This window comes from Actinoplanes sp. NPDC026623 (assembly GCF_040638275.1).
Classification (GTDB): Bacteria; Actinomycetota; Actinomycetes; order Mycobacteriales; family Micromonosporaceae; genus Actinoplanes.
Map to the genome: position 1 here is coordinate 16,763 of NZ_JBEZXZ010000106.1, position 13,123 is coordinate 29,885.

A 13,123-nucleotide genomic window follows, 5' to 3' on the forward strand; every position below is an offset into this window, starting at 1 on the left:
ACGAGTAAGGGCCGCTGACCGCAACCGGCGAGGTGCGTCCGCTTGACCCACCACCCACGCCGGCCTGCCCGACCGAACCTCCTGCCGCCTCCCAAGCGCGGAAGCCGGATTCCCCACCGCAAGGGGACCGCCCCGGGAGACCATGCACCCACCAGCGAGCAACCCAAAACGGCCGCCCGGCCCCAACCGTCCCAGCGCAACCGCCAAACCGACGGCCCGGAAGCGGACATCCAAGGATCCTAGGATGCCTTACGCGCGGTGCGCGGACTCACCCTGGGAACAGGGCGTTGTTTCAAAGACGAGCCCTCCGGGCACCCCTCCACCAGTAAGAGCAACTTGGTTCGGCTCGATGAGGGGTTAGACGATGAGCTTCACTGACAAGGTCAAGAACAAGGCCGAAGAGCTGACCGGCAAGGCGAAGCAGACCATCGGCGACGCCACCAACAATGAGCGGCTGGTCGCCGAGGGCACGACGGAGGAGATGTCGGCCAAGGCCAAGCAGGCCGGCGAGCACGTCAAGGACGCCGCCAAAGACACGCGCGACGCACTCAGCTGAGATAGATCGCGAAAACGGCCCCGGGGGTTCCCCGGGGCCGTTTCGGTGTGTTACTCGGCGGTCTGCTGCTTGCGCCACCAGTCCTGCCCGGACTGCGGCAGCGTGTCGATCGGGTCGTAGTACGCGTGCAGCTTGCTGAGCGCGTCGGCGTCGTCCTTCTCGATGGACGTGCGGTAGTTCTTCGTCCAGTACGAGATGCCGTGCTCGCGGTCGTACTCGGTGAGCATGTGCACCCAGCGCTTGCCGACGAACGGGACGTCGCAGACGATGCGCGGGGTGGCGTAGCCCGGCAGGTAGCCCATCATGTCGTGCTGAAGCTGCTGGGCGTACCAGACCGGGACGCGCCAGTGCTCGGCGTTGGGGATCATGTCGCACATGTAGAAGTAGTACGGCAGGATGCCGGCCTCGCCCTGCAGGCCGAAGCAGAGGTCGAGCAGGTCGGACGTGGTGGCGTTGACGCCGCGCATGAGCACGCCCTGGTTGCGGACGTCGCGGACGCCGACCTCGAGCAGCATGCGGGCGGCGCGGGCGACCAGCGGCGTCAGCGAGTTCACGTGGTTGACGTGGGTGTGCACGGCGAGGTTGACCCCGCGGCGCTCGGCGGTGATGGCGACCCGGTTCAGGCCCTCGACGACGTCGTCCTGCAGCCAGTGCTGGGGCAGGCCGGCGAGGGCCTTGGTGGCCAGCCGGATGTCGCGGACGGTCGGGACCGAGAGCAGGCCCATCAGGTACGTCTCGAGCTGCTTCCACGGCACGTTGGCGACGTCGCCGCCGGAGACCACGACATCGCGTACGCCGGGGTGGGCCTTGAGGTAGGCGAGGTGGGCGTCGTAGCGGTCGACGGGCTTGAGGGTCAGCTTGAGCTTGTCGACGGTGGGCGTGCTGTTGCCGACCAGGTCCATGCGGGTGCAGTGCCCGCAGTACTGCGGGCAGGTGCTCAGCAGCTCGGCGAGGACCTTGGTGGGGTAGCGGTGGGTGAGGCCTTCGGCGACCCACATGTCGTGTTCGTGCAGGGAGTCGCGGGTGGCGTGCGGGTGTGACGGCCAGTCGAGGTGGCGGTCGGTGGCGACGGGGATCATGTAGCGCCGGATGGGGTCTGCGTAGAACGACTCAGTATCGGGCGTTCTGTCGGGCACCATGGTGTTGAGCATCTGGGGCGGGATCAGCATCGACATGGTGGCCAGGCGCTGCTGGTCGGTCTCCAGGTCGGCGTAGAAGCGCTCATCCAGGAGGTCGCCCATGACGGCGCGGAGCTGCTTGATGTTCTTGACGCAGTTGACCCGCTGCCACTGTGCCGACTCCCACTGGCGGGCGGTGATGTCACGCCAGCCGGGGAAGCGGGTCCAGTCGGGCTCGACCAGGGTGCGGCGCCGGTAGTCGTAGGGCTGCCCTGCCTCGGTGGCGGCGTCGTTCTGGAGCTGGGTCAACGTGGCCTCCTGGGGGTGGGGGAGCGATCACTCCCGACGATACTGGAGAATCTGCGGTCTAGTAACCGCCGGCCCGGAGGATTTACGGTTGGGCGGCCGGGCGGCAGTCTGTTTCTTGTGAGGATGGTGGGCATGACGTTTCCGGTGGGTCTGGACCGGGTGATCGAGCCGGCGGGTGTGCTCCCGCAGGCGGCGTGGCGGCTGGACGCGCGCCCGGAGATCTCCGCGGACGAGGTGCGGATCTCCGTCGAGCGGCTGAACCTGGACGCGGCGAGCTTCCGGCAGCTGGCGACCAAGCACGGCGGTGACGGCGCGGCCGTGCGGGCCGAGGTGCTGGAGATCATCGGTACGCGGGGCAAGATGCACAACCCGGTGACGGGTTCGGGCGGCATGCTGATCGGCGTCGTCGACGAGGTGGGGCCGGAGTCGCCGCTGCCGGTCAAGGCCGGCGACCGGGTCGCCACGCTGGTGTCGCTGACGCTGACGCCGCTCGCCATCTCGGACGCCCTGGCGGGCTGGGACGGCCTGAGCGAGCAGGTGCCGGCCGCCGGTCACGCGATCCTGTTCGGCCGCTCGGTGGTGGCGGTGCTGCCCGCCGATCTGGCCCCGGAGCTGGCCCTCGCGGTGTTCGACGTGTGCGGTGCGCCGGCGCTGACGGACCGGATCGTGCGGTCCTACCCGGCGCCGGCGACGGTGGCGGTGCTCGGCGGCGCGGGCAAGAGCGGGTCCCTGGCGCTGACGGCGGCCCGGCTCGCGGGTGCCCGTACGGTCGGGGTGGTCGTGTCGGACGCGGAGCGCGAGGCGCTGCGGGGTGCCGGGCTGGCCGATCACGTCGCGGTCGCCGACGCGCGCGATCCGGTGGCGGTGTCGTCGGCGGTGGCCGCGGCGCTGGGCGCCCCGGCGACGGTGACGGTGGTCTGCGTGGACGTGCCGGGCTGCGAGCACGGCGCGATCCTGGCGACGGCGTCCGGCGGCACGGTGATCTTCTTCTCGATGGCGACGAGCTTCCCGGCGGCGGCGCTGGGCGCGGAGGGCCTCGCGGCGGACGTGACGATGCTCGTGGGCAACGGCTACGTGCCGGGTCATGCCGAGTTCGCGCTGGATGTGGTGCGGCGCACACCCGCGGTGCGCGCTCTGTTCGAGTCGCGGATCGCGGCACACTGACGTTCATGACTCTCCCCTCGGTGTTGTTCTCCAACGGTCGTTTCTATTCCGCCGCCGATCCGCGGGCGACGGCGATGCTGGTGCGTGACGGGCGGATCGTGTGGCTGGGTCCGGCCGCGGACGCGCCGGCCGCGGACGCCTCGGTGGATCTCGGCGGCGCGCTGGTGACGCCGGCGTTCGTCGACGCGCACGTGCACGCGACGGACACGGGCCTGGCGGCGGGCGGGCTGGATCTGTCCGCCGTGCGGTCGGCGGGGGAGTTGCTGGACGCGGTGTCGGCGTTCGCGGCGACGCGGCCGCCGGACGCGGTGGTGCACGGGCACGGGTGGGACGAGTCGACGTGGGCGGTGCAGGAGCCGCCGGCGGCCGACGTGCTGGAGCGGGCGGCGGCGGGCCGGCGGGTGTATCTGTCGCAGGCGTCGGTGCATTCGGCGCTGGCGTCGCGGTCGCTGCTGGCGGCGTGCCCCGGCGTCGAGGGGGTGCCGGGGTACGCCGCGTCCGGCTGGGTCCGCGAGCAGGCGCATCACGCGGTGCGGGCGGTGGCGCTGGGTTCGCTGACGGCGGCGCAGCGCACGGCCGCGCAGCGCATGGCGCTGGGGCTGGCGGCGTCGCGCGGGGTCGCGGCGGTGCACGAGTGCGGGGGTCCGGGCACGTCGAGCGAGGCGGATTTCCTGTCGGTGCTGGCGCTGTCCGGCGATCGGCTGCCGCGGGTCTACGGCTACTGGGGTGAGCTCGGCGGCGCGGTCCGGGCGAAGGAGCTCGGCGCGGTCGGCGCGGCCGGTGACCTGTACGCGGACGGGGCGCTGGGTTCGCGGACGGCGTCGGTGCGGTCGGAGTATCTGGACGGCGCCGGCTGCGGCGAGTCGTTCGTGTCGGCGGAGCAGGCCGGCGCGCATCTGCTGGAGTGCGTCGACGCCGGCGTGCAGGGCGGCTTCCACGCGATCGGGGACGCGGCGATCGAGGCGGTGCTCGACGGGTTCGCGATCGCGGCGAAGCAGGTCGGTGTCGACCGGCTGCGGGAGGGCCGGCACCGCATCGAGCACGTCGAGCTCGCGGACAAGCCGATGATCGCCCGGCTGGTGGAGTTCGGGGTGGTGGCGAGCGTGCAGCCGGTGTTCGACGCGCTGTGGGGCGGCCCGGACGGGATGTACGCGCAGCGCCTCGGCGTGCCGCGGGCGATGGCGTCGAACCCGATCGGTGCGATGTACGCGACGGGGGTGAGCCTGGCCTTCGGGTCGGATTCGCCCGTGACGTCGCTGGATCCGTGGGCGGCGGTGGTGGCCGCGGCGGCGCCGCGCAATCCGGTGTACCGGATGAGTGTGCGCGCGGCGTTCGGGGCGAGCACCCGGGGCGGCTGGCGGGCCGTCGGCGTGGACGACGCGGGGGTGCTGGCGCCGGGTGCGTCGGCGACGTTCGCGGTGTGGGAGACCCCGGCGGGGGTCGAGGGCGGGCTTCCGGTGCTGTTGCCGGGGGCCGACGGTGAGGTGCCGGCGCGGCCGGTGTGCCGGCGCACGGTGCTGCACGGCGAGACGATCTTCGAGGAGTAGTGGTGAACAAGCTTGGTCTGGATCCTCGCGTCGTGAAGCGGGCGCGTGCGCTCGCCGCGAAGGCGGGGAAGCCGGTCGTGGACATGGCGCGCTCGCACACGACGGTGTCGGTGGAGCGTGCGGTGTTGCGCCTCGCCGGGGTCACGGGTGCGGACTCCGACGGCATCCCGTGGGTGAACCGCCTGGTGGACGCGGTGCGCGCGGACGTCGGCCTGGGCCAGGGGGTGGCGGTGCCGGTGTTCCACGCCCTGGCGTCGCAGGGCCTCGACGACGTGACGGTGTTGGCGCAGAAGGCGGCGGCGGGCGCTGTCACGTTCGGCGTACCGGAGAAGAAGGCCGAGGTGACGGCGGCCCGGCGGGCGGCGCGGCGGGCGACCAACGCGGGCCTGAAGGTCGTGGACCGGCGCCGGGCCGAGCGGGACCGGCTGATTCGGCGGTACGGGGATCCGAAGCAGCGTCCGTGGATCTATCTGATCGTGGCGACCGGTGACATCTACGAGGACATCCCGCAGGCGCAGGCGGCGGCCCGGGCCGGCGCGGACGTGATCGCGGTGATCCGGTCGACGGGGCAGTCGCTGCTGGACTACGTGCCGGAGGGCGCGACCCGGGAGGGTTTCGCGGGCACGTATGCGACGCAGGAGAACTTCCGGCTGATGCGCGCGGCGCTGGACGAGACGTCGAAGGAGCTGGGCCGGTATGTGCGGCTGACGAACTACGCGTCGGGGCTGTGCATGCCGGAGATCGCGGCGCTGGCCGGCATGGAGCGTCTCGACATGATGCTCAACGACTCCATGTACGGGATCCTGTTCCGTGACATCAACCCGATCCGGACGTTCGTCGACCAGCGGTTCTCCCGGCAGGTCCACGCGCGGGCGGGGATCATCATCAACACCGGCGAGGACAACTACCTGACGACCGCGGACGCGGTCGAGGCGGCGCACACGGTGACGGTGTCGCAGCTGCTGAACGAGTATTTCGCGCACGAGGCGGGGCTGGCGGACTGGCAGCTGGGGCTGGGGCACGCGTTCGAGATCAACCCGGATCTGCCGGAGTCGTTCCGGCTGGAGCTGGCGCACGCGCTGCTGGCGCGGGAGCTGTTCCCGGACGCGCCGCTGAAGTGGATGCCGCCGACCAAGCACATGACCGGTGACGTGTTCCGGGGCAACCTGCTCGACGGGTTCTTCAACCTGGTCGGCGCGCTGACCGGGCAGGGGATCCTGCTGGTCGGGATGATGACGGAGGCGGTGGTGACGCCGTGGCTGTCGGACCGCGACATCGCCCTGCAGAACGTGCGGTACGTGCTGAACGGGGCCGGGAACCTGCACGAGGACTTCGTGCCGGCGCCGGGCGGGTTCATCCAGTCGCGGGCGCACGAGGTGCTCGGCGAGGCGATCGAGCTGCTGGAGCGGATCGTCGACGACACGATGCTCAACGCGATCGCCGACGGCACCTTCGGGATCATGAAGCGGCCGGCGGACCGGGGCAAGGGCCTCGACGGGGTCGCGAAGCACGAGGACGGCTATTACAACCCCGTGACGGAGGCCCTGGAAGCATGAGCGACTGCACCGAGCGCAGCGAGGGCCAGGAGCGCATGCGAAAGGCAGGCCCAGCATGACGATCGTTCGTCCTTACGGGGACACCACCGGTGACGGGATGGTGCAGCTGTCGTTCACGCTGCCGATCCCGCACGACAAGCGCGCCGAGGGCGCCGCGGTGCAGCTGGCGAACAGGATGGGCATGGACCCGGCGCTGCTGGTGCACTCGCAGCAGATGGGTGACGGGTTCACCTTCTTCGTCGTCTACGGCCGGGTGAACCACCTGGTCGACACCGAAAAGGTGCAGGTGGTCGAGCGTGACTTCCCGCTGCTGAGCGCGAAGGAGGTCAACGCGGTGATCAAGCGCCGGCTGCGGCGGCGGCTGAACGTGGTCGGCGCGTGCATCGGCACCGACGCGCACACGGTCGGCATCGACGCGATCCTCAACCTCAAGGGCATCGCCGGCGAGAAGGGCCTGGAGTACTACCGGGAGCTGTCGGTGACGAACATGGGCGCGCAGGTGTCCGTGCCGGAGCTGGTGGAGACGGCCCGGGCGCAGAAGGCCGACGCGGTGCTGGTGTCGCAGGTGGTGACGCAGCGCGACGCGCACCTGCAGAACACGCGGGCGATGTCGGCGGCGTTCCGGGAGGCGCTGCCGGCGGGCAAGCGACCGCTGCTGATCGTCGGCGGGCCGCGCTTCGACGAGCTGATGGCGGACCAGCTGGGCGTGGACCGGATCTTCACCCGGGGTACGACGCCGCGCGAGGTCGCCTCCTATCTGGTGCACGCAATCGTGGGGAGCTCGTCTTGATCACTGTCACGCATCGCCGGTACGTGCCGTACGCGCACGCGCACTACGCGGGGAACCTGGTCGACGGGGCGTATTCGCTGGGGTTGTTCGGCGACGTCGCGACCGAGGTGTGCATCCGGCTGGACGGCGACGAGGGGCTGTTCGCGTCGTACTCGGACGTGCAGTTCAAGGCGCCGGTGCAGGCCGGTGACGTCCTGGAGGTCACGGCGACGGTGACACGGATGGGCACCCGGTCGCGGCAGATCGACTTCGCGTCGGTGGTGGTGTGCCGGGGCACGGGCGGGTCCGGCGCCGAGGTGCTGGCCGAGCCGATCGTCGCGGTGACCGCCGTCGGCACCGTGGTCGTGCCGCCCAAGCAGTGAGCCTGGCGGTCTGCGTGGACGTCGGGTCCACGTACACGAAGGCCTGCCTGGTCGATCTCGCCGGCGGGGCCCTGCTGCGCCGCGCGGAGGTGCCGACGACGTCGGACGGCGACGTGCTGACCGGTCTCGACCATGCCGTCGCCGAGCTCGGCGAGCCGGGCGGCGAGATGTACGTGTGCTCGTCGGCCGGCGGCGGGCTGCGGCTGGCGGTGGTCGGGTACGAGTCGCTGGTCACGGCCGAGGCCGGGCACCGGGTGGGGCTGTCCGCGGGCGCGCAGGTGGTGCACGTCGCCGCGGGGCCGCTGGACGGGCGCGCGGTCGCGGCGCTGCGTGCCTCGCGTCCGGACGTGATCCTGCTGGTCGGCGGCACCGACGGCGGCGACGGCGAGGTGCTGCTGCACAACGCCGCCCGGCTGGGCACGTCGCGGCTGCGGGTGCCGGTGGTGGTCGCCGGCAACGCCGACGTGCGGGAGCGGGCCGCGGAGGGGCTGCGGGGGCGGCGGATCCCGGTGAGCGTGACCGGGAACGTGCTGCCGAGGATCGGGGTTCTCGACCCGGGCCCGGCCCGGGCGGCGATCCGGGAGGTGTTCCTGCGGCACGTCATCGGCGGCAAGCGGCTGTCGCGCGGCACCCGGTTCGCGTCGCTGGTGCGGGCGGCGACGCCGGACGCGGTGCTGGCCGGGGTGGAGTTGCTGGCCGACGCGACCGGCGCGGGGGTGCTGGTCGTCGACGTCGGCGGGGCGACCACCGACGTGTACTCGGCGCTGGTGCCGGACGCGGAGGCCGAGACGGGTCCGCGCCGCGACGTCGCCGGGACGCTGTGGCGTTCCCGCACGGTCGAGGGTGACCTGGGTGTCGGCGTCGGCGCGCCGGGCGTGGTGGCCGCGGCGACGGCGGAGAAGCTGCCGGTGCCGGACATCCGGGGCGGGCGCCCGTACGACGCGGGCACCGATCGGCGGCTGGCGGCGACGGCGGCGATGATCGCGTTGCGGCGGCATGCCCGTGGTCACGCCGCGGGGCCGGGGCTGCCCCGCACGGGCGGCCGGGACCTGCGCGACGTGCGGCTGGTCGTCGGCTCCGGCGGGGTGCTGCGCCACGGCGGCGGCGACGCGGTCCTGGACGCGGTGCTGGGCGACACCGCGGGCGGCTGGGCGGCTCCGGCGGCGGCGCGCCGCACCGTCGACGCCGAGTACGTGCTCGCCGCCGCGGGCCTGCTCGCCGCCGATCATCCGGCGGCGGCCGCGGGCCTGCTGCACAATCTGTAACCCTCCCGGGGAAACTCGCGGGACACGCCGACGACGCGACACGCCCGGGCACCACTGCGACGGTTGACAGACGGCCGGGGGTCCGACGTACCGTCTTCAGGTCCTACTTCGGGAAGCGGCTGTTGTTCGCTTCGTTTCTTCGCCCACTGGCCACGCCCGCACCCCTCGCGAGTGCCCGCGTACGCCAGGTCCAGGGGGTGGGGGTCGGCGGAGCGGCGCGGACCGGTCGCGCTGTTCCCGGTGTCGGTCGGAGTGGAACGTGGCCAGTAGACAACGGCGCGACGGGGGCAGCCAGCCCGCGGCGAGTCGGTCCGAAGGCCACGCGAGGCTCATGACTCACCGGGCCCGGATGGATCTCTGGGAGCAATCGGGGCGTGGCTCGCGGGCCGCGCCCCGATTCGTATTCGTGCAGGTGGCGGGCGCGACGGAAACGTGACCGCCGACAGGTAGCCTTCCGCGGGTGAATTCATTGACGCTTCAGCCGACTCCGCCGGCGGCCGCTCCCGGCCCGGTGGTGCCCGCCGGGCCACGCCCGCTGCGCCTGTGGATCGCCGTGCCCGCCGCGTTCGCCGCCGGGGCCGCGCTGCTGCTGTCGTTCCCCCCGTACGGATTGTGGTTCCTGGCGCCGGTCGCGGTGGCGTTGCTGGCCGCGGCGGCGCACCGGCGCAGGCTGCGCGGCGGCCTCGGCGTCGGCATGATCGCCGGGCTGGTGCTGTTCGTGCCGCTGCTCGACTGGACGAGCCTGGCCGCGGGCTGGCTGCCGTGGATGCTGCTGTCGGTGGCGCAGGCCGGCTACCTGGCCCTGATCGGCCTCGCCGGCGCCTGGCTGTCGCCGCTGCACGACCGGTGGCGCGCCTTGTGGCCGCTGACCGCCGGGCTGCTCTGGGTGACGCAGGAGGCGCTGCGGGACCGGGCGCCGTTCGGCGGATTCCCCTGGGGGCGGCTCGCGTTCAGTCAGGACGATGCGCCCGCGCTGCGGCTGGCCGTGCTCGGCGGCGCGCCGCTGGTGACGTTCGCGGTCGCCGCCGCCGGCGGGGCCCGGGTCGCCCTGGCCTGGCGGCGCTGGTCGAGGCCGCGTTCCCTGCTCGGTGCCGTCGGGTTCGCCGCCGCGGCGGGCGTGCTCGTCGCCGGGCCGGCGCTGGTGCCGGTGGCGAGCCCGGCGGGGGAGACCCGCACCGTCGCGATCGTGCAGGGCAACGTGCCGCGGCTCGGCCTGGACTTCAACGCCCAGCGGGCGGAGGTGCTGCTCAACCACGTCCGGGCGACGGAGGACCTGGCGGACGAGGTGCGGCTGGGCCGCCGGCCGAAGCCGGACCTGGTGATCTGGCCGGAAAACTCCAGCGACATCGACCCGCTGCGCAACCCGGACGCGGCCGGGCAGATCGCCGCCGCGGCCACCGAGATCGGGGTGCCGATCCTCGTCGGCGCGGTCCTGCGCGGTGACGTGCCGGGCGAGGTCCGCAACGCCGGCATCCTGTGGAACCCGGTCACCGGACCCGACCTCGACCAGGTGTACGTCAAGCGGCACCCGGTGCCGTTCGCCGAGTACATGCCGCTGCGCCCGATCGCCCGGGTGGTCAGCGCGAAGGCCGACCTGGTGAGGGACATGGTCGCCGGCGACACCCCGGGCGTGGTGCGCACGCCGGCGGTCACGGTCGGCGACGTCATCTGCTTCGAGGTGGCGTACGACTCGATCGTGCGTGACACCGTCATCGGCGGCGCGCAGATCCTCGCCGTGCAGACGAACAACGCCACCTTCAACGAGGCCGAGGCCCGCCAGCAGCTGGCCATGGTGCGGCTGCGGGCAGTCGAGCACGGCCGCGAGGCGCTGATGGTGTCGACGGTCGGCGTGTCCGGATTTGTCGGCACGGCGGGCCAGGTCCACGCGTCCACCGGCTTCAACGTCAAGGCCGTGGTCCTGCGTGGCATTCACATCGGTGGACCGCGTACGCTGGCGACTCGTCTGGGGCATTGGCCGGAGCTAGCCGCGGTCGGCCTGGCCGTGCTCCTGCTGGCCCTGGCCGCGCCGATGCGCCGGCGCCGAAACGGTGACAACCCCGCCGCGCAGAACACGACGGAGGAACGGTGAGTGAGGCGAACCCGACGCCAGCGGGCTCGGAGGGATACCCGGGGATCGGACGCGTCCTCGTGGTCATCCCGACCTACAACGAGGCCGACAACATCCGCCTGATCACGGACCGGGTCCGCCGGGCGGTGCCGTCGGTCGACATCCTCGTCGCCGACGACAACTCGCCGGACGGCACCGGCGGCATCGCCGACGAGATCTCCGCCTCCGACGACCACGTCTTCGTGCTGCACCGCGCCGGCAAGGAGGGCCTCGGCGCCGCCTACGTCGCCGGCTTCGCCTGGGCGAAGAACAAGGGCTACGACGCCGTCGTCGAGATGGACGCCGACGGCTCGCACGCGCCCGAGGAGCTGCACAAGCTGCTCGACGCGCTGCGCGAGACCGACGCGGTGCTCGGCACCCGCTACATTCCCGGCGGCAGCGTGCACAACTGGCCGATCCACCGGCTGCTGCTCTCGCGCTGCGGCAACATCTACATCCGGATGGCGCTCGGCATGCCGTTCAAGGACGCCACCGGCGGCTACCGCGCCTACCGGATGCCGGTCCTCGACGCCATCGACGTCGCCGCGGTCGCGTCCACCGGCTACTCGTTCCAGGTGGAGCTCGCCTGGCGCACGTACCGGCACGGTTTCCGGATGGCCGAGGTGCCGATCACGTTCACCGAGCGCGAACACGGCGTCAGCAAGATGAGCGGCAACATCTTCAAGGAACAGCTGCTCAGGGTCACCGTGTGGGGTGCGGCGTCACGCCGCGACGCGCTGCTGGCACGACTCGGGCGAAAGCCGCGGCAGGGCTCGACCTGGCCGTGAGCGCGCACCGGCGTGTCATGCTTGACGGGTCCTGGTGACACCGGAAGGTTGTGGATGATGCGCCGAGGTCTGGCCCTGCTCCCCCTGGGGCTGCTGCTGCTCGCGGTTGCCGAGTTCGCCGTGTTCGTCGCGGTGGCGCACGCCGTCGGCTTCGGCTGGGCGCTGCTGATGATCATCGTGTCGAGCATCGCCGGGCTGATGCTGCTGCGCCGCGAGGGTGTCCGCGGCTGGCGCGCGTTCCGCGACGCCGCCGAGTCGGGCCGCCCGCCGGGCGCCCAGGTCAGCAACTCCCTGGTCGGGCTGCTGGGCGCGCTGCTGCTGGCCGTGCCGGGATTCCTCAGCGCCGCCGCCGGCCTGCTGCTGGTGCTGCCGCCGGTGCGGATCCTCGTCCGCCGCGGGGTGGAGCGCGCCACCGAACGCCGGGTCTCGTCGGCCGTCGCCGGCGACCTGTTCGGCCCCCGCCACGTGCGGGTGCACCAGTCCGACCCGCTCGCCGACCCGGCGCCGGCGGGCCCGGTGTCGGCCGGTGCTCCCGGCGAGGTCGTGCAGGGCGAGGTCGTCGAGGGAGAGATCATCCGCTAGCCCCGGGAACAGCAAATCGCCGCCCCGCGCTGCGGGACGGCGATCGGTGTTGCTGCGGTCAGCGCCCTCGACGGGTGCGAACCTCCTGCAGCCGCTCGTTGAGGATGTCCTCGAGCTCCGAGATCGACCGGCGCTCGAGAAGCATGTCCCAGTGGGTGCGCGGCGGCTTCGCCTTCTTCTGCTCCGGCTCGTTACCGTCGACCAGTCGCGCGACGCTTCCGTCGAACTTGCACTCCCAGGTGATCGGCACCTCGGCGTCGACCGCGAACGGCACCTCGAACTGGTGACCCTTGACACACAGGTACTCGCGGGTCTGCCGAGGGGCCAGCTCCGTGTTGCGGTCGGACTCGTAGCTGACTGCGCCTAGACGGCTGCCACGCAGCATGCGTTCGCCCATGATCGGCTTTCCCCTCGCTCGTGGTGCTGCTTCCGTTGGTGTAACGAAAGGGGCGGTCGCGAGATTCCTGGCGACCGCCGTGTGTGTCGGCGGTGTTAACGCAACGAGCGTAACCGCCCGGGTGCCTTATCGGCCGTCTCGGCCCCGTACTGAAGTGGACCTTGGTCCACTTTACTGGATTTTGTGAGATCTACGGATGGTGCGATGTCTGTCACCTTGGTGTCGCCGCGGTCGTTTCGGCCGCCCCCTGCGCGGGAACCGCCCGGCCGGGCCCGAGTGACGCCAGCGCCGACGCCAGGTCGCTGACCTGAGCGGAGAGCTGCGCCACCCGCGAGTGCGCGGCGTCGGCGTCGGCCGTCGCCGCGTCGTGCCGCTGCCGCATCCCGGCCAGGTCGCGCTCGGCGTCCGCCCGGACCTGCTCCAGGGTACGCCGCAGCGCCTCCGCCTCCCGCACGGCGGCGACCCGCTCCGCCTCGGCGAGCCGGGCCTGCTCGGCCGCCCGGTGCGCGTCGGCGCGGGCCGCGGCAAGCTCCGCGCGCGCGGCCTGCCCGTCGGACTCGGCCGCCGCGGCCGCGGACCGGG

12 protein-coding genes and 1 pseudogene are annotated in these 13,123 nt (G+C 72.5%); 10 read left to right on the top strand and 3 right to left on the bottom strand.

What is annotated here, in order from left to right; translation table 11 throughout:
- Nucleotides 1-364 precede the first annotated feature (364 nt).
- The gene (locus AB0F10_RS27170; RefSeq protein WP_360630811.1) at nucleotides 365-556 is read left to right on the top strand and encodes a CsbD family protein; all 192 of its coding nucleotides are present in this window, start codon (nucleotides 365-367) and stop codon (nucleotides 554-556) included.
- A gap of 50 nt (nucleotides 557-606) precedes the next feature.
- Here AB0F10_RS27170 and AB0F10_RS27175 read toward each other — a convergent pair whose 3' ends face one another.
- Nucleotides 607-1,983 carry a lysine 2,3-aminomutase gene (locus tag AB0F10_RS27175; protein WP_360630814.1) on the bottom strand — a complete coding sequence of 459 codons (1,377 nt, stop codon included), beginning with the start codon at nucleotides 1,981-1,983 and terminating at the stop codon, nucleotides 607-609.
- Between the two features lie 132 nt (nucleotides 1,984-2,115).
- Between AB0F10_RS27175 and AB0F10_RS27180 the strand changes: the two genes are divergently transcribed.
- The 9 genes from AB0F10_RS27180 to AB0F10_RS27220 all read left to right on the top strand — a co-directional run bounded on the left by AB0F10_RS27180 (nucleotide 2,116) and on the right by AB0F10_RS27220 (nucleotide 12,144).
- The gene (locus tag AB0F10_RS27180) at nucleotides 2,116-3,147 is read left to right on the top strand and encodes an L-erythro-3,5-diaminohexanoate dehydrogenase (protein WP_360630817.1); all 1,032 of its coding nucleotides are present in this window, start codon (nucleotides 2,116-2,118) and stop codon (nucleotides 3,145-3,147) included.
- 5 nt (nucleotides 3,148-3,152) lie between these two features.
- Nucleotides 3,153-4,694 (top strand): amidohydrolase family protein, encoded by a 1,542-nt coding sequence (locus AB0F10_RS27185; protein WP_360630819.1) that lies wholly within the window; start codon nucleotides 3,153-3,155, stop codon nucleotides 4,692-4,694.
- The gene (locus AB0F10_RS27190) at nucleotides 4,694-6,250 is read left to right on the top strand and encodes a lysine 5,6-aminomutase subunit alpha (protein ID WP_360630822.1); all 1,557 of its coding nucleotides are present in this window, start codon (nucleotides 4,694-4,696) and stop codon (nucleotides 6,248-6,250) included. Before AB0F10_RS27185 ends, AB0F10_RS27190 begins: the two co-directional genes overlap by 1 nt.
- Before the next feature lie 55 nt (nucleotides 6,251-6,305).
- The gene (locus AB0F10_RS27195; RefSeq protein ID WP_360630825.1) at nucleotides 6,306-7,040 is read left to right on the top strand and encodes an OAM dimerization domain-containing protein; all 735 of its coding nucleotides are present in this window, start codon (nucleotides 6,306-6,308) and stop codon (nucleotides 7,038-7,040) included.
- The gene (locus AB0F10_RS27200) at nucleotides 7,037-7,402 is read left to right on the top strand and encodes a hotdog domain-containing protein (protein ID WP_360630828.1); all 366 of its coding nucleotides are present in this window, start codon (nucleotides 7,037-7,039) and stop codon (nucleotides 7,400-7,402) included. The genes AB0F10_RS27195 and AB0F10_RS27200 overlap by 4 nt, the downstream gene beginning before the upstream one ends.
- Nucleotides 7,399-8,667 (top strand): glutamate mutase L, encoded by a 1,269-nt coding sequence (locus tag AB0F10_RS27205; protein ID WP_360630831.1) that lies wholly within the window; start codon nucleotides 7,399-7,401, stop codon nucleotides 8,665-8,667. The genes AB0F10_RS27200 and AB0F10_RS27205 overlap by 4 nt, the downstream gene beginning before the upstream one ends.
- Before the next feature lie 535 nt (nucleotides 8,668-9,202).
- Nucleotides 9,203-10,756: an apolipoprotein N-acyltransferase gene (gene lnt / locus AB0F10_RS27210; protein ID WP_360630840.1), complete on the top strand. Its 1,554-nt coding sequence runs from the start codon at nucleotides 9,203-9,205 to the stop codon at nucleotides 10,754-10,756.
- Complete coding sequence (locus AB0F10_RS27215; protein ID WP_360630834.1) at nucleotides 10,753-11,562, top strand: polyprenol monophosphomannose synthase; 810 nt, start codon at nucleotides 10,753-10,755, stop codon at nucleotides 11,560-11,562. The genes lnt and AB0F10_RS27215 overlap by 4 nt, the downstream gene beginning before the upstream one ends.
- A 57-nt stretch (nucleotides 11,563-11,619) precedes the next feature.
- Nucleotides 11,620-12,144, top strand: a complete 525-nt coding sequence (locus tag AB0F10_RS27220) for an FxsA family protein (RefSeq protein WP_360630843.1) — start codon at nucleotides 11,620-11,622, stop codon at nucleotides 12,142-12,144.
- A 58-nt stretch (nucleotides 12,145-12,202) separates the two neighbouring features.
- On the opposite strand, the gene AB0F10_RS27225 is transcribed toward AB0F10_RS27220, so the two are convergent.
- Entirely contained in the window at nucleotides 12,203-12,541 is a 339-nt protein-coding gene (locus AB0F10_RS27225; RefSeq protein WP_015622005.1) for an RNA polymerase-binding protein RbpA, read from the bottom strand.
- A 211-nt stretch (nucleotides 12,542-12,752) separates the two neighbouring features.
- Nucleotides 12,753-13,123, bottom strand: a pseudogene (locus tag AB0F10_RS27230) (serine/threonine protein kinase); the annotation flags it as partial.